At 70.8% G+C, this 19,919-nt stretch carries 17 protein-coding genes; 11 read left to right on the top strand and 6 right to left on the bottom strand.

Going from position 1 to position 19,919, the window contains the following annotated elements; translation table 11 throughout:
• Positions 1-26: 26 nt before the first annotated feature.
• The 5 genes from BM127_RS19450 to BM127_RS19430 all read left to right on the top strand — a co-directional run bounded on the left by BM127_RS19450 (position 27) and on the right by BM127_RS19430 (position 6,768).
• Positions 27-1,313 carry a sugar ABC transporter substrate-binding protein gene (locus BM127_RS19450; protein ID WP_091201377.1) on the top strand — a complete coding sequence of 429 codons (1,287 nt, stop codon included), beginning with the start codon at positions 27-29 and terminating at the stop codon, positions 1,311-1,313.
• Between the two features lie 112 nt (positions 1,314-1,425).
• Positions 1,426-3,042, top strand: a complete 1,617-nt coding sequence (locus BM127_RS19445; RefSeq protein WP_091201375.1) for an ABC transporter permease subunit — start codon at positions 1,426-1,428, stop codon at positions 3,040-3,042.
• Between the two features lies 1 nt (position 3,043).
• Positions 3,044-4,003: a sugar ABC transporter permease gene (locus BM127_RS19440; protein WP_091201373.1), complete on the top strand. Its 960-nt coding sequence runs from the start codon at positions 3,044-3,046 to the stop codon at positions 4,001-4,003.
• A 12-nt stretch (positions 4,004-4,015) separates the two neighbouring features.
• Positions 4,016-5,905 carry a glycoside hydrolase family 13 protein gene (locus tag BM127_RS19435; protein ID WP_091201371.1) on the top strand — a complete coding sequence of 630 codons (1,890 nt, stop codon included), beginning with the start codon at positions 4,016-4,018 and terminating at the stop codon, positions 5,903-5,905.
• A complete protein-coding gene (locus BM127_RS19430; RefSeq protein WP_091201370.1) occupies positions 5,902-6,768 on the top strand; it encodes a phosphotransferase family protein in 867 nt (288 codons plus the stop codon). The genes BM127_RS19435 and BM127_RS19430 overlap by 4 nt, the downstream gene beginning before the upstream one ends.
• A gap of 260 nt (positions 6,769-7,028) precedes the next feature.
• Here the strand turns inward: BM127_RS19430 and BM127_RS19425 are convergent, their stop codons facing one another.
• Together BM127_RS19425 and BM127_RS19420 are read right to left on the bottom strand one after the other, a co-directional pair.
• The gene (locus BM127_RS19425; protein WP_231263410.1) at positions 7,029-7,763 is read right to left on the bottom strand and encodes a VIT1/CCC1 transporter family protein; all 735 of its coding nucleotides are present in this window, start codon (positions 7,761-7,763) and stop codon (positions 7,029-7,031) included.
• A 72-nt stretch (positions 7,764-7,835) separates the two neighbouring features.
• Positions 7,836-8,981, bottom strand: coding sequence for an acyl-CoA dehydrogenase family protein (locus tag BM127_RS19420; RefSeq protein ID WP_091201368.1), 1,146 nt, complete (start codon positions 8,979-8,981; stop codon positions 7,836-7,838).
• Positions 8,982-9,015: 34 nt separating this feature from the next.
• Here BM127_RS19420 and BM127_RS19415 point away from each other — a divergent pair, with 34 nt between their 5' ends.
• The 3 genes from BM127_RS19415 to BM127_RS19405 all read left to right on the top strand — a co-directional run bounded on the left by BM127_RS19415 (position 9,016) and on the right by BM127_RS19405 (position 13,687).
• The gene (locus BM127_RS19415) at positions 9,016-10,878 is read left to right on the top strand and encodes a GAF domain-containing sensor histidine kinase (RefSeq protein ID WP_139227810.1); all 1,863 of its coding nucleotides are present in this window, start codon (positions 9,016-9,018) and stop codon (positions 10,876-10,878) included.
• Between the two features lie 4 nt (positions 10,879-10,882).
• A complete protein-coding gene (locus BM127_RS19410; protein ID WP_091201430.1) occupies positions 10,883-11,731 on the top strand; it encodes a M15 family metallopeptidase in 849 nt (282 codons plus the stop codon).
• A 99-nt stretch (positions 11,732-11,830) separates the two neighbouring features.
• On the top strand, positions 11,831-13,687 hold the full coding sequence (locus BM127_RS19405; protein ID WP_091201364.1) for a sensor histidine kinase: 1,857 nt from the start codon (positions 11,831-11,833) through the stop codon (positions 13,685-13,687).
• Here the strand turns inward: BM127_RS19405 and BM127_RS19400 are convergent.
• Complete coding sequence (locus tag BM127_RS19400) at positions 13,612-14,310, bottom strand: NAD-dependent deacylase (RefSeq protein WP_091201363.1); 699 nt, start codon at positions 14,308-14,310, stop codon at positions 13,612-13,614. The genes BM127_RS19405 and BM127_RS19400 overlap by 76 nt on opposite strands.
• 80 nt (positions 14,311-14,390) lie before the next feature.
• Between BM127_RS19400 and BM127_RS19395 the strand changes: the two genes are divergently transcribed.
• From BM127_RS19395 to BM127_RS19385, 3 genes are read left to right on the top strand one after another with little or no spacing between them, the layout of a single operon-like run.
• Positions 14,391-15,194, top strand: a complete 804-nt coding sequence (locus BM127_RS19395) for an N-formylglutamate amidohydrolase (RefSeq protein ID WP_091201361.1) — start codon at positions 14,391-14,393, stop codon at positions 15,192-15,194.
• On the top strand, positions 15,191-16,357 hold the full coding sequence (locus tag BM127_RS19390; RefSeq protein WP_091201359.1) for a peptidase MATCAP family protein: 1,167 nt from the start codon (positions 15,191-15,193) through the stop codon (positions 16,355-16,357). Before BM127_RS19395 ends, BM127_RS19390 begins: the two co-directional genes overlap by 4 nt.
• Entirely contained in the window at positions 16,354-17,394 is a 1,041-nt protein-coding gene (locus BM127_RS19385) for a glutathione synthetase (RefSeq protein ID WP_091201357.1), read from the top strand. The genes BM127_RS19390 and BM127_RS19385 overlap by 4 nt, the downstream gene beginning before the upstream one ends.
• A gap of 11 nt (positions 17,395-17,405) precedes the next feature.
• Here the strand turns inward: BM127_RS19385 and BM127_RS19380 are convergent, their stop codons facing one another.
• The 3 genes from BM127_RS19380 to BM127_RS19370 are packed head-to-tail and all read right to left on the bottom strand — an operon-like array spanning position 17,406 to position 19,886.
• Positions 17,406-17,711 (bottom strand): hypothetical protein, encoded by a 306-nt coding sequence (locus BM127_RS19380; RefSeq protein ID WP_091201355.1) that lies wholly within the window; start codon positions 17,709-17,711, stop codon positions 17,406-17,408.
• Between the two features lie 41 nt (positions 17,712-17,752).
• Positions 17,753-18,919: a sterol desaturase family protein gene (locus tag BM127_RS19375; protein WP_198554399.1), complete on the bottom strand. Its 1,167-nt coding sequence runs from the start codon at positions 18,917-18,919 to the stop codon at positions 17,753-17,755.
• 16 nt (positions 18,920-18,935) lie between these two features.
• Positions 18,936-19,886: a 1,4-dihydroxy-2-naphthoyl-CoA synthase gene (locus BM127_RS19370; protein ID WP_091201353.1), complete on the bottom strand. Its 951-nt coding sequence runs from the start codon at positions 19,884-19,886 to the stop codon at positions 18,936-18,938.
• Between the last annotated feature and the right edge of the window lie 33 nt (positions 19,887-19,919).

Here is a 19,919-nt window from a genome sequence, read left to right as displayed (position 1 = left end):
TGACACCTCTTCGGGAGGACCCCCAGATGCGCCGATTCGCCCGCACCTTCGGCCCAGCAGCCGCCCTCATGCTCGTCATGACCGCCGCGGCGTGCGGAGGTGGATCCGGCTCCGAGTCCGAGTCCACCGACGCCGAAAGCACCACGACCCCGAGCTCGGACGCCGGCGGAGGAGGCGGCGACGCCGACCTGCTCGTCTGGACCGACTCCCTCAAGATCGACGCCGTGACGGAGGTCGCCGAGACGTTCGGCGAGGCCAACGGCATCACCGTCAAGGTCCAGGCCATCTCCGAGGACCTGCAGGGCAGCTTCGTCACCGCCGACGCCGCCGGCAACGGTCCCGACGTGGTCGTCGGTGCCCACGACTGGATGGGCAACCTCGTCCAGAACGGCGCGATCGACCCGCTCAACCTGACCCCGGAGGAGCTCTCCGGCTACTCCGAGAAGGCAGTGCAGGCCACGACGTACGACGGCAAGCTCTACGGCGTGCCCTACGGCATCGAGGCCCTCGCGCTCTACCGCAACACCGAGGTCGTGCCCGACGAGCCCGCGACGATGGACGACGCGATCGCCGCCGGCACGGCGGCCGTGAAGTCGGGCAAGGTCGAATCGGCCCTCAACCTGCCGGTCGGCGAGCTCGGCGACGCCTACCACATGGAGCCGATCCTCACCTCGTTCGGCGGCTACATCTTCGCCTACGACGACGCGACCGGCTACGACGCCGAGGACGTCGGCATCGGCAAGGAGGGATCGGTCAAGGCGGCCGAGCAGATCTCCCGCCTGGCCAAGGCCAAGGTGCTGCGCACCTCGATCAGCAGTGACAACTCCATCGCCCTCTTCACCAGCGGCAAGGCCGCCTACCTGGTCTCCGGCCCGTGGGCCCTCGCCGACGTCAAGGACGCCGGCTTCGACTACGCCATCCAGCCGGTGCCGGGCTTCGACGGACAGCAGGAGGCATCGCCGTTCATGGGTGCCCAGGCGTTCATGGTCGCGGCCAACGGCAAGAACAAGGACATCGCCCAGGAGTTCGTCAACAACGGCGTCAACAACGAGGAGGCCATGCTGACCCTCTTCGAGGGCACGCAGCTGCCGCCCGCGATGACCTCCGTGCAGGACCAGGTCGACGACCCCGACCTCGCGGTGTTCACCGAGGCCGCCAACGGGGCCGCCCCGATGCCCGCGATCCCCGCCATGGCGTCGGTCTGGGAGCCGCTCGGCAAGGCCTACTCCGCCATCGTCAGCGGCAAGGACCCGGTGTCCACCATCACCTCCGCCGGAGACACCATCAACAAGGCGATCGCCGACGCCGGCTGAGGCCATGGGGGAACCATCCCGGGGGCGGCGACTGTCGTCCCCGGGACGGCCTCCCGCGCCCGGACGCTCCACGACCACCCGGCCCCGCTCGGACCCGTGAAGGGGAACTCACATGGCGGACCTGCACGACCCCTCCGACGCTGACGGCTCCCGATCCGGGCTCCGCGACCGCCTGACCAAGCCCGGCCGCGACGGCATCCCCGCGCTGCTGGTGAAGGTGCTCTTCCTCGGTGTCGTGATCGGCACCGCCATCGCCCTGACGCCCGCCCTCGTCGGCGAGGAGTCCTGGTTCTTCCTCGTCGCCATCTGGGCGATCACCGCGATCCTCGTGGCGACGTACGCCACCGGGCGGGCGCTGCCCGCCAAGTACCTCGTGCCGGGCACGCTGATGCTCGCACTGTTCGTGGTCTACCCGATCGTGCTGACCGCGCAGACCTCGTTCACCAACTACGGCGACGGCACCCGCAACGACAAGCAGACGACCGTCGACCAGATCGTCGGCGCCTCGGTCACCCGGTCCGACGACTCCCCGCAGTACAACCTCACCATCGCCACCGACGGTGACCCGACGTCCGGGCCGTTCACCTACTTCCTGGTGCCGCAGGACGACCCCGAGGCGGTGTTCGAGGGCACGGCCGACGGCCTCGAGTCGGACCCGGACGGGGTCACGCTCGACAACGGGCGTGTCACCGCGGTCGACGGCTACACGGTGCTCAACATCAAGCAGATCAGTGCGGCCGCGGCAGAGCTCGACGAGATCGCGATCCCCACCGAGAGCGGAAGCTTCATCGTGCGCGACGGCACGAGCGAGGCCTTCGAGGGCGCGCCCACGCTCGTCTACGACGAGGACGCCGACACGATCACCGACACCACCAGCGACGCCGTCTACACGGCGGAGCAGGTGGGCGACCGCGAGTACTTCGTCGACGAGGCCGGCGAGCGGATCTCCGACCAGTCGTGGACGGCCAACGTCGGCACGGCCAACTACGAGCGGATCTTCACCGACAGCCGGATCAGCAGCAGCTTCTTCGGCATCTTCGTGTGGACCTTCGTCTTCGCGACCCTGTCGGTCGTCGGGACGTTCCTGCTCGGCCTGGTCTTCGCGGTCACGCTCAACGACCCGCGGGTGCGCGGGCAGAAGATCTACCGCGCGCTGCTGATCCTTCCCTACGCGATCCCGGGCTTCATCTCGCTGCTGCTCTGGTCCAGCTTCTACAACCAGGACTTCGGGCTCATCAACGACATCACCGGGTTGAACGTCAACTGGTTCGGCGGCGCCACGACCGCCAAGATCGCCGTGCTGCTGACGAACCTCTGGATGGGCTTCCCCTACATGTTCCTCGTCGCCACCGGCGCGCTCCAGGCGATCCCGGAGGACCTGACCGAGGCGGCCCGCATCGACGGAGCCAGCGGATTCGCGGGCTTCCGCCGGATCACCTTCCCGCTGCTGCTGGTCACCGTCGCGCCGCTGCTGGTCGCGACCTTCGCCTTCAACTTCAACAACTTCGGCGCGATCTACCTCCTCACCGGAGGTGGACCGTTCAGTCCGGACAACCCGACGGCGGGTGGCACCGACATCCTGATCAGCTACACCTACCGCCTGGCCTTCGGGGCCGGCGGTGTGCAGATCGGCTTCGCCTCCGCCGTGTCCGTCGTGCTCTTCGTCATCACCGGCATCATCGCCGCCCTGCAGTTCCGCGCCACCCGCTCGCTCGAGGATGTGAACTGACATGACCCAGGTCCAGGGCCCGCCGCCGGGCACCACGATCGTCGAGGAACCCACCACCGCCCAGGGGGCGGGCCGAGGACGACGCGGCGGTGACCGCGCTCCGAAGGTCAAGCTCGGGCCGGGCCGGTGGTTCCGAGAGGTCGGCTGGCGACACGTCGTCGGGATGATCGCCGTGGTGTGGGCCCTCTTCCCGGTGTCCTACCTGCTCTCGGCCTCGCTCAACCCGCTGGGCAACGTCGTCACCTCGACGCTCATCCCCCAGTCGTTCAGCCTGACCAACTTCACCACGCTCCTCGACGAGCAGCCCTTCGGCACCTGGGCCCGCAACAGCCTCATCGTGTGCGTGTGCGTCGTCTTCGTGCAGCTGTTGTTCAGTGCCCTCGCGGCCTTCGCGTTCAGCCGGTTCCGTTTCACCGGCCGCCGCGGTGGGCTGCTCGCGCTGCTCCTCATCCAGATGTTCCCGCAGTTCCTCGCCGCGGTGGCGCTGTACCTGATGTTCACCGACATCGGCGCGGTCATCCCGGCGATCGGGCTCGACACCCTGCCCGGCTACATCCTGATGATGTGCGGCGGCTCGCTCGGCCAGGTGTGGCTGATCAAGGGCTTCTTCGACTCGATCCCGATGTCGCTCGACGAGGCGGCGATGCTCGACGGCGCCAGCCACGTGCAGGTGTTCTTCCGGATCATCCTGCCGCTGGTGCGTCCGATCCTCGCGGTGTGCGGCCTGCTGGTCTTCGTCGGCGTGATCGGCGAGTTCCTGATGGCGTCGATCTTCCTGCGCGACTCCGGCAACAAGACACTGGCCACGGGGCTCTACGGCCTCATCGACGCCGACCGCTCCAACAACCTCGGGGTCTTCGCGGCCGGCTCGATCATGACCGCCATCCCCGTGGTGATCCTCTTCCTCTACCTCCAGAAGTTCATCGTCGGCGGCATCACCGCCGGCGGCGTCAAGGGCTGAGGCGCCCGGCACATGGCCAGTGCACCCGATCCCCTCGACCCTCATCACGACGGCTCGCCCCTCTACGTCGACAGCGAGCGCCCGGCGCTCGGCGACGACGTCACCCTGCGCGTACGGGTGCCCCACGCCCTCGACGGATCGGTCGGTGCCAGCGAGGTCGTCCTCCGTGCCGTCCGCGACGGCGAGCCGGCGATCGGCCGCGCCGAGCAGGTCGCCGACGACGGTTCCGCCACGTGGTGGGAGGTCCGTCTGCGGCTGGTCAACACCCTCACGTCCTACCGCTTCCTCGTCTCGCGAGGCCCCGAGGACTTCCGTTGGCTCACCGCCACGGGCGTGCACGCCCGGGACGTCACCGACAGCGGCGACTTCCGGATCAGCACCGAGCACCGGCTGCCCGACTGGGTGCCGGACCAGGTCGGCTACCAGGTGTTCCCCGACCGCTTCGGCCGCACCGAGCCGACCGCACCCCTGCCGGACTGGGCCATCGCGTGCGACTGGGACCAACCCGTCGTGCACAAGGGGCCCGACGTGCCCTACCAGTGGTACGGCGGCACCCTCGACGGCGTCGCCGAGCACCTCGACCACCTGGACCTGGTGGGCGCGACCCTGCTGTACCTGACGCCCGTCTTCGAGGCCTGGTCCACCCATCGCTACGACGCGGTCTCCTTCGACCGGGTCGATCCGCTGCTCGGGGGCGACGAGGCGCTGGAGCGGCTGGTCGACGCGGTGCACGGCCGCGGCCTGCGTCTCGTCGGCGACCTCACGACCAACCACACCGGTGAGCACCACGACTGGTTCGTGCGCGCCCAGGAGGACCCGTCGTCGCCGGAGCGCTCCTTCTACCGCTTCGCGGACGCCTACGAGCAGGGCTACGCCGCCTGGCTCGACATCGCGAGCCTGCCCAAGCTGGACCACACCTCCGCCGAGCTGGCACGTCGGCTCTACGCCGGACCCGACTCGGTGGCGGCGCACTGGCTGCGCCGCGGTCTGGACGGCTGGCGCGTCGACGTGGCCAACATGACGGGCCGGATGGGTGCCGACGACCTCGCGCACGTCGTGGCCCAGGCCCTGCGCCGCACGATCGACGAGGTCGACGACAGCGGCTGGCTGCTCGCCGAGCACGGCCACGACGCCACGTCCGACCTCACCGGCCCCGGCTGGCACGGCACCATGGACTACGCGGGCTTCACCCGCCCGGTGTGGTGCTGGCTCAACGGCGGCTCGCCCGCGGGCCCGGGCCTGCCGCACGGTCTGGACTACCTCGGACTGCCGGTCGACATCCCGGTGCTCCCGGCGACCGCCGCGGTGGAGACGATGCGCGACGTGCACGGCTCGATCCCGTGGACCGTGTGGCAGGGCTCGACGATGCACCTCGACTCCCACGACACCCCGCGCTTCCGCACCGTCACCGGCGGGGGCACGGACGGCGGCACAGACCTCGCGGGGGAGGGCCGCGACCGGCACCTGGTCGGCCTCGGTCTGCAGATGACGATGCCGGGGGTGCCGGTCGTCTTCATGGGCGACGAGCTCGGGCTGACCGCCGTCGACGGCGAGCACGCGCGTACGCCGTACCCGTGGGACCGCCTCGAGACGTGGGACCGGCCGACCTTCGAGGCCTACCGGCTCTGGATCGGGCTGCGGCGCGAGCACGTGGCCCTGCGGCGCGGGGGCCTGCGCTGGCTGCACGCCGGTGAGGACTCGATGACCTTCCTGCGCGAGCACCCCGACGAGACGTTGCTGGTCCACGCCGTCAGGCAGCCGACCCAGCCGGTCGAGCTGCCCCTGCACGCGCTCGGTCCGGACGTCGCGCTCGACACCCTCCTCGGAGCGCCGGTGGCGACCGCCGGCGGTGTGCTGGTGCTTCCCGGCGACGCCGGGGTGTCCCTGCACGAGGTCCGGTGACCACCGACCCCCTGGCCACGATGCGGGCAGCGGGTCTCGCGGTCACCCACGAGGTGGGGCGCGGGATGGAGGGAGTCGTCGCGGCCCTCGACGACGAGCACGTGGTGAAGCTGTGGGACCGGCGTCCGCGGGCGGAGGTCGAGCGGCTGCGCACCTTCTACGACGCCGTCGAGGTCGGGCTCGACCGGGCGGGTGCATCGCTGTCCGTGCCCCGCATCCTCGCGGTCGAGGAGGTGGCCGGGCGCGTGGTCACCGTCCACCGTCGCCTGCGGGGAGCACCCGCGGCCTCGCCCGGACCCCGCGCGGTGCTCGACGTGCTGGAGGCCCTCGCGCAGGTGCCCGCGACACCGGACCTCGCCGTCCTGCCCGTCCCCGACGGCGAGCCGCCGTTCGATCCCGACGTGCCGTTCGGCGCCTCGCTCGCTGCGCTCGTCCAGCGCCGCGCCGCACTGCTCGGTCCGGCGCTGCGCGAGGACGTGGCGGACCGCATGGCCGACGCCCTCCGGTCCCTGGCGCTGGTGCCGCCGCGGCTGGTGCACGGAGACCTCGGCCATGCCCACGTGCTGGTCGAGGGTGACCGGCCGGTCGGCCTGCTCGACTTCGGCTACATCTCCACGGTCGGCGACCCCGCGTTCGACGCGGCCGTCGCCGCTGCGCTGCAGGACATGTTCGGGCCGCGCGCCGCCGGCGCCACGGCCGACTTCGACCAGCTGGCGGTCGTGCGGTTCGGCCACGAGCCGGAGGTGCTCGTGCTCTACCGCGCGGCCTACGGCCTCGTCACCGCGAGCTGCCTGGCGGGCCATCCCGGCCGCCACCTCGACTGGTGCCTGCGCCTGGTCGACACCTGGCACACGCCGACCTGACGCTCGTGCGCACGCAAGGGCCGCCGAGCTGACGCTTGTGCGCACGCAGGGGCCGCCGAGTTGACGCTTGTGCGCACGCAGGGGCCGCCGAGTTGACGCTTGTGCGCACGCAGGGGCCGCCGAGTTGACGCTTGTGCGCACGCAGGGGCCGCCGAGTTGACGCTTCTCCGCACGCGCCGTGCACGTAAGCGTCAGGTCGGCACGGTTGTCGCGTACGTAAGCGTCAGGTCGGCGTGGTTGTCGTGCACGCAAGCGACAGGTCAGCCGAGCTGGGTGCCGGCGAGCATGCCGATCAGGTAGGTCACACCCATCGCGAGCAGGCCGCCCGCCATGTTGCGTACGACCGCCGGGAGCCGCGGGCTGAAGCCGATCCTCGCGCTGACGAACCCGGTCAGCGCGAGCGCGGCCATCACGCTGAGCACCGTCACCAGGATGCGCACGCCGTCGGGCACGAACGCGACGACCAGCAGCGGGAGGAGCGCACCGACGGTGAAGGCGATCATCGACGCCCAGGCCGCGTGCCACGGGTTGGTCAGGTTGTCGGGGTCGATCCCGAACTCGATGTCGGCGTGGGCGCGCAGGGCGTCGTGCTCGGTGAGCTCGCGCGCCACGACCTCGGCGGTCTCGGGCGAGAGGCCCTTGTCGACGTACATCTTGGCGAGCTCGCGCTCCTCGGTGACCGGCATCTGCGTGAGCTCGCGGGCCTCCAGCCCGAGCAGGGACTTCTCGGAGTCGCGCTGCGTGCTGACCGAGACGTACTCGCCGGTGCCCATGCTCAGCGCGCCCGCGGTGAGGGCGGCGATGCCGGCGATGAGGATCGTCCCGCTGTCGTCGGTCGCGCCCGCCACACCCATGACGACACCGGCGGTGGACACGATGCCGTCGTTGGCGCCGAGGACGCCCGCGCGCAGCCAGTTGAGGCGCGAGCCGACGTGCTCGCCCATCTCGTCGTGGAAGTGCTGCGGGTCTTCGTCGGTGCCGATCTCGAGGCTCACCCCTCGATCTTGGCCCTGCGTCGGGCGCCGTGCAACGAAGGTGAGCCTGCGCTCAACCGGCAGAGGCTCGTCTCACAGGCCGAGGTCGCGCCCGATCAGCATCTTCATGATCTCGTTGGAGCCGGCCCAGATCTTGGTGACGCGGGCGTCGCGCCAGGCGCGGGCCACGCGGTACTCGTTCATGTAGCCGTAGCCGCCGTGCACCTGGACGCAGTGGTCGAGGACGTCGTTCTGGACCTGCGAGGTCCACCACTTCGCCTTGGCCGCGTCGACCGGGGTCAGGTCCTTCTTGGTGTGTGCGATGACGCACTGGTCGACGTACGCCTGGGTGACGTCGACGCGCGTGACGAGGTCCGCCAGCAGGAACTGCGTGTTCTGGAAGGAGCCGATCGGCTGGCCGAACGCCTGGCGGTCCTTGGCGTACTGCACCGTCTCCTCGAGGATCTGCTTGGCGTGGGCGAGGTTGGTGATCGCCGAGCCGAGGCGCTCCTGCGGCAGGAACTGCATCATCGAGATGAAGCCCGTGTCGAGCGGACCGACGAGGTCGTCGCCGGAGACCCGGACGTTGTCGAAGGCGAGCTCGGCGGTGTCGGACTCGTCCTGGCCCACCTTGTCGAGCACCCGACCGACGCTGAAGCCGTCGAGGGTGGTGTCGACGGCGAAGAGCGAGATGCCCTTCGCCTTCTTCTCCGGGCTGGTGCGGGCCGCGACGAGCACGATGTCGGCGGAGCCGCCGTTGGTGATGAAGGTCTTCGAGCCGTTGAGGATCCAGTCGTCACCGTCGCGCACGGCGGTGGTCCTGAGGTTGGCGAGGTCGGAGCCGCCGCCCGGCTCGGTCATGCCGATCGCGGTGACGATCTCGCCGCTCGCGCAGCCGGGCAGCCAGCGCGCCCGCTGCTCGTCGTCGGTGAGGTGCACGAGGTAGGGGACGGTGATGTCGGCGTGGATGCCGACGCAGCTCGGCAGGGTCATGTTGACCTTGGCGAGCTCCTCGGTGAGCACCGCGTTGAAGCGGTAGTCGCCGGCCTCGCTGCCGCCGAGCTCCTCGGGGATCTCCAGGCCGAGGAAGCCCTGCTTGCCGGCCGCGAGCCAGAAGGCCCGGTCGAGCCCGTGCTGGTCCGCGTACAACTCGAGGTGCGGGGTGACCTCGCGGTCCAGGAACTGCTTGACCGAGGCACGGAAGGCCTCGTGGTCCTCGTCGTAGATCTCGCGCTTCATGGCGAATATGTTACCCGCGAGTCACCTGGCACCTGTGAATCCGCCCAAGTGCTCCCCGGACCGGCTCGGTCGGGCGTACTCTCGCCTCGGCCAGAGCGTGGCCGCAGGGGGAGCAGTGGTGCAGGACGACATCAAGGCGTGGACGCGTCCGCGAGGACAGGCGTGGGGCAACGAGGCCCAACGCGCGGTCCTGCACGCCATCGCGGAGGACGTGGCGCGGCGAGCCGGCTACCGCGTGGCCGGGATCGAGGCGATGCGCTCCGACGGCTTCCTCGAGTTCGTCGCCATCGCGGGCAACCCCGACGCCAGCGTCGAGCTGCTGGGTCGGGCGTCACCGTTCATGCTCCACCGGCTCATCGCGCTCGGGACGCCGCTCGACGGTTGGGTCCACACCCCCGGCGAGAGGCTGGACGACGACGACCGCGAGTACATCGCGGACTACGGGCACATCCCCGACCGGCCCAGCAGCAGCGATGGAGCCGACGCCTGGCGCCCGGAGGACCAGCTGGTGCGGCTCCTGAAGAGCGAGGCGAGCGACCTGCGGGCCCTGCTCTACCTCGACGAGCCCCTGTCGGGACTGCGCCCGACCCCCGAGTCGATCGCGGCGGTCAACGCCGAGATCCACGTGATGTACGACGCCGTGGTCAGCATCGTCGAGCGCGAGCTCTACGGCGAGCAGGTGCGGATGCTGACGCAGGCGCGTACGGCGATGCAGAGCGTCCGTCCGGGCATGGGGGTGGACGACTTCCTCTCGGAGATGTCGCGGGCCATGGTCGAGGTGATGGCCGTGGACTCGGTCGACGTCCTCCTCGCCGGCCATCGCGCGCCGGACCTCGAGCCCCACACCGCCGTCCTCGAGGACCAGATGCGCCAGGTGTGGCTCAAGGGTGGTCACCTCGTCGTGGAGCCGACCCAGACGTGGGGCTTCGTCGGCCAGCACGCGGTCCCGACACCGGAGGTCATGAGTCGGCTGATGCGCCGTCTCGGCCTCGGGTCGTGGCTGCTGGTGCCGATCGGGATGGGGGAGGAGTACCTCGGGACGATGGGCCTGGGCCGCAAGCCGGGCGGTGATCGCTGGATCGACTCCGAGATCAACGCCGTCGATGCGGTGGCCAGCGACCTGGCGAGCCTCATCCTCGACTCCCGGCTGATGGAGCGCGAGCGCACCCTCAACGCCAGTCTCCGTGACCTCGTCGCCCATCGCCGCGACATGGTCAACACGCTCGCGCACGAGCTGCGCACCCCGGTCAGCGTGCTGCGGATGCACCTCGAGCTGTTCGCCGAGGACCCGACCGCCGTGGAGGCGGCCGAGTCGCTCGCCGCCATGGACCGGTCCGCGCGCAGGATCGAGAACATGATCGACGACCTGATGGCCCTCGCGACCGAGAGCGACCCCGGTCGGGCCACGCCCCACGAGCCGGTGGACCTCTCGACGATCGTCCGGGAGAGCTGCGACTTCCTGGCCCCGGTCGCGGAGGCGACCGGGCTGGAGCTCGTGACCGACATCCCCGGCGACCTGGTGATCACGGGGGAGGCGGCGGGCATCCAGCGGATGGCGACCAACCTGCTGTCCAACGCCTTCAAGTACACCCAGCCCGGCGGTAGGGTCACGCTGTCCCTGGCGCGCGAGGCGGTCGAGGACCGCGACGGCATCCGGCTGATCTGCGCGGACGACGGGATCGGCATCGCCGAGTCCGAGGTGGGCCAGGTCTTCACCCCCTTCTTCCGCAGCAGCAGCAAGGAGGCGCGCGAGCGCCCCGGCACCGGCCTGGGCCTGGCGATCATCGAGCGCGTGGTCCAGCGTCACCAGGGGACGGTCGAGGTCAGCTCGGAGGTGGGCGTGGGCACCGCGTTCTCCGTGTGGCTCCCGCTGTCAGCCGGTGCCGACGTACGGTGACGTGATGCTGCCCAACGGACTGCTGGCCGTCCTGGTCCAGGCCGTCCTCACGGCGACGGCCGCGCCGGTGCCCACGGTGCCCGAGGCCCGGGTCGCGGTGCCGAGCACCGACGGCACGCAGCCCGCGGCGGCGACCGGGTTCGGCAGCGTCCCGCCCGCCTGGCTGGGCACCCGGCTGCTGCCCGATGACCCGGCCACGGGCTACGGAGAGGTGCGGCCCACCCCGCCCGTCATGCGGCACCGACGCTGGACCCTGCCCGACGACGTACGCATGCTCCCGGGACGCGGCTACAGCTCGAAGGTCGTGTCGCCGGCTCCGGCCCGCGTCATCCGGCGCTCGACGTGGAAGCCGGGCTGTCCCGTCGCCGCCGCCGACCTGGCGTGGGTGCGCGTCGTCTTCTGGGGATTCGACGGCGGACGCCACACCGGCGAGCTGCTGGTCCACCGCAGCGTGGCCGACGACGTCGCGCAGGTCTTCGGCGTGCTCTGGCGCCAACGGTTCCCGCAGGAGCAGGTCGGCATCACCCGCACCTACGACCCGGACGCGCCCAGCACCGGCGACGGCAACGGCACCGCGGCCTTCGTGTGCCGGCCCTCCACCGGGGCGACCTACTTCTCCCAGCACGCCTACGGGCTGGCCCTCGACCTCAACTCCTTCCAGAACCCCTACGCCAAGGGCGCGGTCGTGCTGCCCGAGCTCGCGTCGGCCTACCTCGACCGCACCCGGGTGCGCGCCGGGATGGTCACTCCCGGCGGCCCGGTCGAGCGTGCGTTCGCCCGGATCGGGTGGGAGTGGGGCGGCGCGTGGCGCTACTCCAAGGACTACATGCACTTCAGCCAGAACGGGCTGTAAACAACAGTTCGTCCGCAGCGACGGCTAAGTCCCGCCGAAAAACTCCCGGCGATCGGTTCCCGCGCCTACGATCCAGCAAGCTGGAAGGACGAGAGCGCCATGGACCAGGGGCGGGCAGGGGAGCGCAGGACGCGCGACCTGAGCTGGGGTGATGCACGTGCTCGGGCGCTGATGCATGCCCTGGCGCGCGACGCCGCCACCCGCGCCGGCTTCCGGGTCTGCGCGATCGAGGTGGTCCGACCCAAGGGCCTGCTGGAGTTCGTGGCGATCTACGGCGACATGACGAGCGCCGAGGAGCGCCTCGGCACGGCCTCGCGGCTGGCCGACATGCAGGCGGTGTTCGCCGACGGCGAGTCCTTCGGCCACTTCATCTGGATCCCGGACGAGAGCTTCTCCGACGACACCCGCGAGCGCATCGACGGCGTCGTCGTCATCCCCGACATCCCCACCACCGGGAACCCCGAGGACTGGCACCCGATGGACATGCTGGTCGCGCAGATCGCCGACGAGCGCGGTGACCTGCGTGCCCTCCTCTACCTCGACGTGCCCTCCGACCTGAGGCGCCCCGACAAGGACCGGCTGCTCGAGATCTCCGACGAGCTGGCCATGACCCTGCGGTCGGTCGTCACCGCGGTCGAGCGCGAGGAGTACGCCGACCACATGCGCGTGATCCGCGCGACCCGCCGGCTCGCCCGGTCCAACCCGGCGCGCCACGACGTGGGCCACCTCCTGCGGGAGGCGCGTACGACCCTGCTCGGCGCGCTGTCGGTCGACGAGCTGGAGATCCACCTCTTCCTCGACCAGGGCGACGAGAAGCACGACAGCCTGGGGCTCGGGATGGCCCCGGACGTACGCCGTGCGCTCGACGAGGCGGCCGCGCGGGCGTGGACCGACCAGCGGGTGCTGATCATCGAGGCCACCCACATCTGGGGCGACCCCGACCTCGACCTCGCTCACGCCGACTGGTTCACCCGCGCGCTGGCCGCCGCCGGCTTCGAGGCCGTCGTCGTCGCTCCCGTCGGTGTCGACGACGAGGTGCTCGGCATGCTGATGGCCGCCCGCCGCACCGGCTCGCGACGGTGGACCGACGGTGAGGGCGTCGCGGCGCTCGAGCTCGGGCACGACCTCGGCCGGGCCATCGCCAACGCGCACGCCACCCAGCGCGAGCGGCGACTCCTCGAGGAGCTGCGCGAGCTCGAGGAGGCGCGGCACCGCTTCCTGCGCGAGCTCACCCACGAGATCAACAACCCGATGACCGTGATCGCCGCCAACGCGGAGTTCCTGGCCGGCAGCGAGTTCGCGAGCGAGCGCGACCACCGCCGCGCCCAGGCCATCCTGCGCGGCAGCGAGCGGCTCGGTGACCTGCTGGAGGGCCTCGCGATGCTGTCGCGGGTCAGCGACCCGCAGCACCCGCCGAGCATGCAGCGGATGGACCTCGTGCCCATCGTCGACGACGCCCTGGGCTCGATGACGGCGGTCGCCGACAAGGCCAACGTCACCCTCCACCTCGTGGGGGACACGCGCGAGGCGATCGTGTTCGCCGACCCGCGGGAGATCGCGAGCGCCGTGACCAACCTCGTCGACAACGCGGTCAAGTACTCCAACACCGGCGACGAGATCTGGCTCGGCGTCGAGCGCCGCGGCGACGGCAGCTTCAGCTTCAGCTGTCGCGACGAGGGGATCGGGATCTCCGACGCCGACCAGGAGAAGCTCTTCCTGCCGCTGTTCCGCTCCACCAACGAGGACGCGCTGAACCGCCCCGGCACCGGCCTGGGCCTGGGCATCGTCCGCGAGATCATGCAGCGCCACGGCGGCACCGTGGAGGTCGAGTCCCGGCTGGGCCGCGGCACCCACGTGCGGCTGCACTTCCCGCCGCTGCCTCAGGTCGAGGTGCCCGGACCCTCGCCCAGGAGCTCGTTCACCCAGGCCGGGACCAACCGGCTGGCCGGTCCCTGACGGGACTCGGCGAAGTCGCTCGCTCCCGCACTGGGCTCGAGGTTGAGCTCGAGCGTCGTCCCGCGCGCCCAGTGCACGAACGCCGCCGCGGGGTAGACGACGCCGGAGGTGCCGATGGAGACGAACAGGTCGCACTCGCCCAGCGCCCGCTCGACCAGGTCCATGCCGTAGGGGATCTCGCCGAACCACACGATGTCCGGCCTCAGGGTCGCCTCGCCGCACCACGGGCACGGGGGTCGGTCGCCCAGCGGTCCGTCCCACGGGTGCCGCTCGTCGCAGGTCGTGCACCAGGCCGACCGCAGACGGCCGTGGATGTGGTGCACCCGCGCCGAACCGGCCCGCTCGTGGAGGTCGTCGACGTTCTGCGTGACGACCAGCAGGTCCTCGCCGAGCCGCGCCTCGAGGCGCGCCAGGGCGTCGTGGGCGGCGTTGGGTCGCACCCGTGCGAGAGCCGCCCGCCGCTCGTCGTAGAACCGCTGGACCAGCCCCGGGTCGTCGTCGTACGCCTCCGGGGTGGCGACCTGCATCGGGTCGTGGCCCTCCCACAACCCGCCTGAGTCGCGGAAGGTCGAGAGCCCGCTCTCGGCCGAGATGCCGGCACCGGTGAGGACCACGACGCGCATGGGTCAGTCCTATCAGGCCCTCACCCGTTGGGGTGCGCACACGTGGAGACCGTCGGTCGGTCTGCGGTAGACAGTCGGCCATGACGGACTTGGGAGGGACGTCGGACGCGGTTGCGTTCGAGGGCCAGTGGCGTGGGCCGGTCGTGGCCACGTCGGTGCACGCGGGTCACGGGCTGCGCCCGGAGATCGCCGACGCGATGGTGCTCGACGAGGCCGAGAGGTTCCGTGAGGAGGACCCCTTCACCGACCGGATCGCCTCCGTGGTGGAGGACCGCGTCATCACCACGCGGTCGCGGTTCGAGGCCGACCTCAACCGGCCCCGGCGCGAAGCGGTCTACCGCAGCCCGGAGGACTGCTGGGGACTCGACGTCTGGCGCGAGGGCACCCTGTCCGACGAGCTCTTCGAGGGCAGCCTCGCGACGTACGACGCGTTCTACGACGGGCTCGCCCCGAGGCTGGACGCGCTCGCCGAGCGCGGACCCTTCGTGCTGCTCGACGTGCACTCCTACAACCACCGGCGCGACGGCGCCGACGAGCCGCCCGCGCCGGCCGCTGACAACCCCGAGGTCAACGTCGGCACCGGCAGCGTCGACGACGACCTCTTCGGCCCGCTCGTGGAGCGCTTCGTGTCCGACATCCGGCGTACGTCGTCGGGCAGCGGCCCGCTCGACGCCCGCGAGAACGTCGCGTTCGAGGGTCGCAACCTCGCCTGGTGGGTGCACGACCGCTATCCGCGGGTCGGGTGCGTGCTGGCGCTCGAGTTCAAGAAGACCTTCATGGACGAGTGGACCGGTGAGCTCGACGAGGCCCGCCTCGGTGCCGCGCAGGAGGCACTGGCGGGCACGCTGCCCGGACTGCGCGAGGAGCTGGAGAAGCTCCGATGACGGGCGCCGAGCTCAGCGCCGAGGACCTCGCGGTCGATCACCGCCTCGCGTTGCTGTCGGCAAGCTTTCGGTTCCTGCTCGACATCACGCCCGTCGACGCCGACGACCTCCGCGACGACTTCCTCGCCGGGCGCGACCCGTCGCCCGACTTCACCTACCGCGAGCTCGAGACCGACCCGGCAGTCGTACGAGCCGAGCTGGACGCCGTGGACCTCGGCGGGGTGGAGGATCCTGTGCTGGGCCAGCTGCTGCGGGCCAAGCACCGCGAGATGGAGCTCCAGCTCGACATGCTCGCGGCCCGCGACACCGACGACTTCCTGCCGCTCAGCGTCGAGCTGTACGGCGGCGTGTCCCCGACGCTGCGCCGCCAGGCAGAGGGCGTCCTGGCGAGCATCACCAGCACCGAGGCATCCGGCGAGGCCCTCGACGCCGAGGACTTCCTGGCGATGGCCGAGGCGGAGATCGCGCACTACCGCGACGAGGACCCCGACCTGGAGATGCACGCCGAGATCCGCGCGGACGTCAACGGCGTCATGGTGTCCGGCGACGTGCTGCTGATCGGGCCGGAGACCAAGGTGCAGGCGGAGCGGGCGCAGGCACTCCTCCACCACGAGGTCGGCACGCACCTCGTCACCCAGGCCAACGGCTCCCACCAGCCGATCAAGGTGCTCGGGGTCGGGCTCGCCGGCTACGACGAGACCCAGGAAGGGCTGGCCGTGCTCGCCGAGATCGCGTGCGGAGGGCTCACCGCCTTCCGGTTGCGCCAGCTCGCCAGCCGGGTCGTCACCGTGCACCGGATGATCGGCGGCGCGACGTTCGCCGAGGCCCACGAGGCCCTCGTCGCGGACGACTTCCCCGTCGCGAGTGCCTATACGACCGTCATGCGCGTCTACCGCTCCGGCGGCATGACCAAGGACGCGATCTACCTCCGTGGGCTCGTCGAGCTGCTCGAGCACCTCGGCGGGGGCGGCACCTTGGACCAGCTGTGGCTGGGCAAGTTCTCCCTGCGCGACCTGCCGCTCATCGGCGACCTGCAGGACCGTGGGCTGCTCCGGCCGCCCCGCGTCCTGCCGCGCTACCTGCACGACCCGGCGACCACCGCCAACCTGGCCCGCGCGGCCGGGACCGAGGACCTCAGCACGCTCCTGGAAGGACACTCATGAAGATCGGGTTCGTCGTCAACGACATCGACACCGAGAAGGCGGAGTACACCACCAACCGGCTCGCCATGGCGGCCAAGGAGATGGGCCACGAGGCCTGGTACATGGGGATCGGCGACTTCGCCTACGAGCCGGACGGCTCCCTCAGCGTCAAGGCCCGTACGGGCCACGCGAAGACGTACCGCTCCCTCGAGCGTCACCTCGCCGACGTGCAGAAGCCTGACGTCGAGCAGCTGATCCCGATGGCCGACTTCGACGTGGTCATGCTGCGCAACGACCCCGCGGACGATGCCGAGTCCGACCCGTGGCGCAACAACGCCGGCGTCGCGTTCGGCCAGCTCATCGCCTCCAGCGGGGTGCTGGTCGTCAACGACCCGACCAGCCTCGCCAACGCGCTGTCGAAGGCCTACTTCCAGCACTTCCCCGAGATCGTCCGGCCCCGCACCCTCATCTCGCGCGACGAGGACATGATCGAGGCGTTCATCTCCGACCTCGGTGGCAAGGCGGTGCTCAAGCCGCTGCAGGGGTCCGGCGGTGCAGGCGTGTTCCTCGTCGACCGCAAGGAGTCGCCCAACCTCAAGCAGATCATCGAGGCCATCTCCCGCGACGGCTACGTCGTCACGCAGGAGTACCTCCCCGAGGCGGTCAACGGCGACGTCCGGATGTTCGTGATGAACGGCCAGCCGCTGATGGTGGACGGCAACTACGCCGCGTTCCGACGGACCAACACGACCAAGGACATCCGCTCGAACATGTCGGCCGGCGGCAAGGCAGTGAAGGCGACCGTCACCGACGCGATGCTGGAGATGGTCGAGATCGTGCGGCCCAAGCTCGTCAGCGACGGGATGTTCCTCGTCGGGCTCGACATCGTGGGAGACAAGCTGATGGAGATCAACGTCTTCAGCCCCGGCGGCCTCGGCAGCGCCCAGGCGCTGTACGAGGTCAACTTCGCACCGGCGATCATCGAGGAGCTCGAGCGCAAGGTGAACATCCGCCGGCACTACCCCGAGATCGACAACCGGACCCTCGCGACGAGCTGATCCGCGGGCGCTCAGTCGATGCCCCAGCCCTCCCGGAACTCGTCGGGGGTCTGGGTCTCGAGCTGGCTCCGCATCACCTCGAGGAGGACGGCTGCGGCCTCGGGTCCGCCGGCCGGCACGCGGAGCTCGAGCCCGCCGTCCCGCCGGCGACGGATGACGACGTCTCCCTCGTTGGTCAGGTCGAACCGTCCGCCGGCCATGGCGCACCACAGGTCGAGCGCTCCCGCGGCGAACCGTCCGAGTCGGTCGCGACGACGCGGCTCGACGTCGGCGGTGTAGACCTCGTCGGCCGTCGCGGGATCGATGGTGGTCGTCATGGGGGAAGCCTAGGTCGGTGCTCCCCGGTCACCCGCGCCGCTCAGGCGACGCCGGCCGCGGCCCGGCGGGCGTACGCCCATCCCGGTCGCCGCAGCAGCGAGGACCAGCGGTCGTGCCAGGTGTCCGAGGTCGCCACGTCGGCGGCGATGTCGCGCCACTCGTGGGTCGCGATGCGGAGCGGGTTGTAGGTGTCGATGTTGGCGGTCAGGCCGTAGACGACCGGCTCGTCCTCCTCCTCGAACGTCCCGAACAGACGGTCCCAGAGGATGAGGATGCTGCCGTGGTTGCGGTCGAGGTAGTCGCGGTTGGAGCCGTGGTGGACCCGGTGGTGCGACGGGGTGTTGAACACCTTCTCCACCCACCCGAGGCGCTGGATGGCCTCCGTGTGGATCCAGAACTGGTAGATCAGGTTGATGCCGCGCGCCTGCTCGATCAGCGCAGGTCGTACGCCCGCCAGCGCGAGCAGGCCGTAGGGGACGGTGAGGGTGACGCCCTCGGCGACCGGCTGGCGCAGGGCGGTGGAGAGGTTGTAGCGCTCGCTGGAGTGGTGGACGGAGTGGACCGCCCACATCCAGCGGCTCTCGTGGCTGAGCCGGTGGTTCCAGTAGTAGATGAAGTCCCAGCCGAGGACCGCAGCCAGCGCGGCCCAGCGGCCGCGGCCGAGGTCGAGCGGCGACCGGGCGAACAGCACCTTGCCCCCGGTGAGCGCGGCCCACGTCGTGGAGGTGACCAGCGCAGTGGACGCGACCGCGCTGATGGCGAGGGCGCCGTGCGTACGCCGGAGCATCGGCTGCGCGCTGCCCCGGTCCGAGGGTCGCGCGGCCGGGCCCTGCCGGATGTCCGCCAGCTCCTCCTGCACCTCGCGCACCTGCGGCGGGACCGTCTGCGGATCCGGCAGGCGTCCGTCGCGCACCCGACGTCGTACGACGTCGCCGACCGTGGTCAGCACAGCGGTCGCCGCTCCCACCGCGAGCAGCGTCCGCCCGTGCCGGCCGACGCCGGGAGTGATCGGGTCGAGCAGGCGTCGCGCGACGTAGGGAGCGGCGAGGCTGCCGATGCCCATGCTGAGGCTCGCGACGGTGTCGGCGAGCTGGTAGTCGCCGGCCCGGGTGCCGGGCGCGACGGGGTGCGCGCGCTGCCAGGCGTACTCCGCTGCCATGGCGCCGAGGAAGGCCGGTATCGCCGCGACGGTCAGGTCGATCTTCACGACGACATCATGCCGCTCAGTAGTACCAGGGGTAGGGCGACCAGTCGGGCTCGCGCTTCTCGAGGAACTGGTCGCGACCCTCCTGCGCCTCGTCGGTCATGTAGGCCAGGCGCGTGGTCTCGCCGGCGAAGAGCTGCTGACCGACCAGGCCGTCGTCGAGGAGGTTGAACGAGTACTTCAGCATCCGCTGCGCGGTCGGCGACTTGCCGTTGATCTTGCGGCCCCACTCCAGCGCCTCGCGCTCGAGGTCGGCGTGGTCGACCACGCGGTTGACCGCCCCCATGCGGTGCATGGTCTCGGCGTCGTACTCGTCGCCGAGGAAGAAGATCTCGCGGGCGAACTTCTGGCCGACCTGCTTGGCGAGGTAGGCCGAGCCGTAGCCACCGTCGAAGGAGCCGACGTCGGCGTCGGTCTGCTTGAAGCGGGCGTGCTCTCGGCTGGCCAGCGTCAGGTCGGCGACCACGTGGAGGCTGTGCCCGCCGCCGGCGGCCCAGCCGGGCACGACGCAGATGACGACCTTCGGCATGAAGCGGATGACCCGCTGGCACTCGAGGATGTGGAGCCGCGCGAGCTTGGCCCTGTCGATCGGGTTCGGCGCGGCGCCCGCGTCTGCTCCCGTACGCGCCTCGGCGCCGTCGGTCTCGTACTGGTAGCCCGCGCGCCCGCGGATCCGCTGGTCGCCGCCGGTGCAGAACGCCCACTTGCCGTTCTTGGCGCTGGGCCCGTTGCCGGTGAGGATCACGCAGCCGACGTCGGCGGACATCCTGGCGTGCTCGAGCGTGCTCAGCAGCTCGTCGACCGTGTGGGGCCGGAAGGCGTTGAGCACGTCGGGGCGGTCGAACGCGATCCGTACGGTGCCGTGCGCGCGTGCCCGGTGGTAGGTCAGGTCGGTGAGGTTCTCGAAGCCGGGCACGACGTCCCACGCCTCGGTGTCGAAGATCTCGCTGACGCCGTCGATCGCACTCATGGACGGAGGTTATCCGTGGGCGGCTGGAAGATC

The organism is Nocardioides alpinus (assembly GCF_900112035.1).
In the GTDB taxonomy this organism is placed as follows: domain Bacteria; phylum Actinomycetota; class Actinomycetes; order Propionibacteriales; family Nocardioidaceae; genus Nocardioides; species Nocardioides alpinus.
Note: the sequence above shows the minus strand (reverse complement) of the source record. Positions and strands in the feature narration are given on the sequence as shown.

Bases quoted from the DNA above. Each gene is read 5' to 3' on its own strand.
- BM127_RS19450 (WP_091201377.1), top strand. From the start codon at position 27: ATGCGCCGATTCGCCCGCACCTTCGGCCCAGCAGCCGCCCTCATGCTC.
- BM127_RS19445 (WP_091201375.1), top strand. From the start codon at position 1,426: ATGGCGGACCTGCACGACCCCTCCGACGCTGACGGCTCCCGATCCGGG.
- BM127_RS19440 (WP_091201373.1), top strand. From the start codon at position 3,044: ATGACCCAGGTCCAGGGCCCGCCGCCGGGCACCACGATCGTCGAGGAA.
- BM127_RS19435 (WP_091201371.1), top strand. From the start codon at position 4,016: ATGGCCAGTGCACCCGATCCCCTCGACCCTCATCACGACGGCTCGCCC.
- BM127_RS19420 (WP_091201368.1), bottom strand. From the start codon at position 8,981: ATGAAGCGCGAGATCTACGACGAGGACCACGAGGCCTTCCGTGCCTCG.
- BM127_RS19410 (WP_091201430.1), top strand. From the start codon at position 10,883: ATGCTGCCCAACGGACTGCTGGCCGTCCTGGTCCAGGCCGTCCTCACG.
- BM127_RS19405 (WP_091201364.1), top strand. From the start codon at position 11,831: ATGGACCAGGGGCGGGCAGGGGAGCGCAGGACGCGCGACCTGAGCTGG.
- BM127_RS19400 (WP_091201363.1), bottom strand. From the start codon at position 14,310: ATGCGCGTCGTGGTCCTCACCGGTGCCGGCATCTCGGCCGAGAGCGGG.
- BM127_RS19395 (WP_091201361.1), top strand. From the start codon at position 14,391: ATGACGGACTTGGGAGGGACGTCGGACGCGGTTGCGTTCGAGGGCCAG.
- BM127_RS19390 (WP_091201359.1), top strand. From the start codon at position 15,191: ATGACGGGCGCCGAGCTCAGCGCCGAGGACCTCGCGGTCGATCACCGC.
- BM127_RS19385 (WP_091201357.1), top strand. From the start codon at position 16,354: ATGAAGATCGGGTTCGTCGTCAACGACATCGACACCGAGAAGGCGGAG.
- BM127_RS19380 (WP_091201355.1), bottom strand. From the start codon at position 17,711: ATGACGACCACCATCGATCCCGCGACGGCCGACGAGGTCTACACCGCC.
- BM127_RS19370 (WP_091201353.1), bottom strand. From the start codon at position 19,886: ATGAGTGCGATCGACGGCGTCAGCGAGATCTTCGACACCGAGGCGTGG.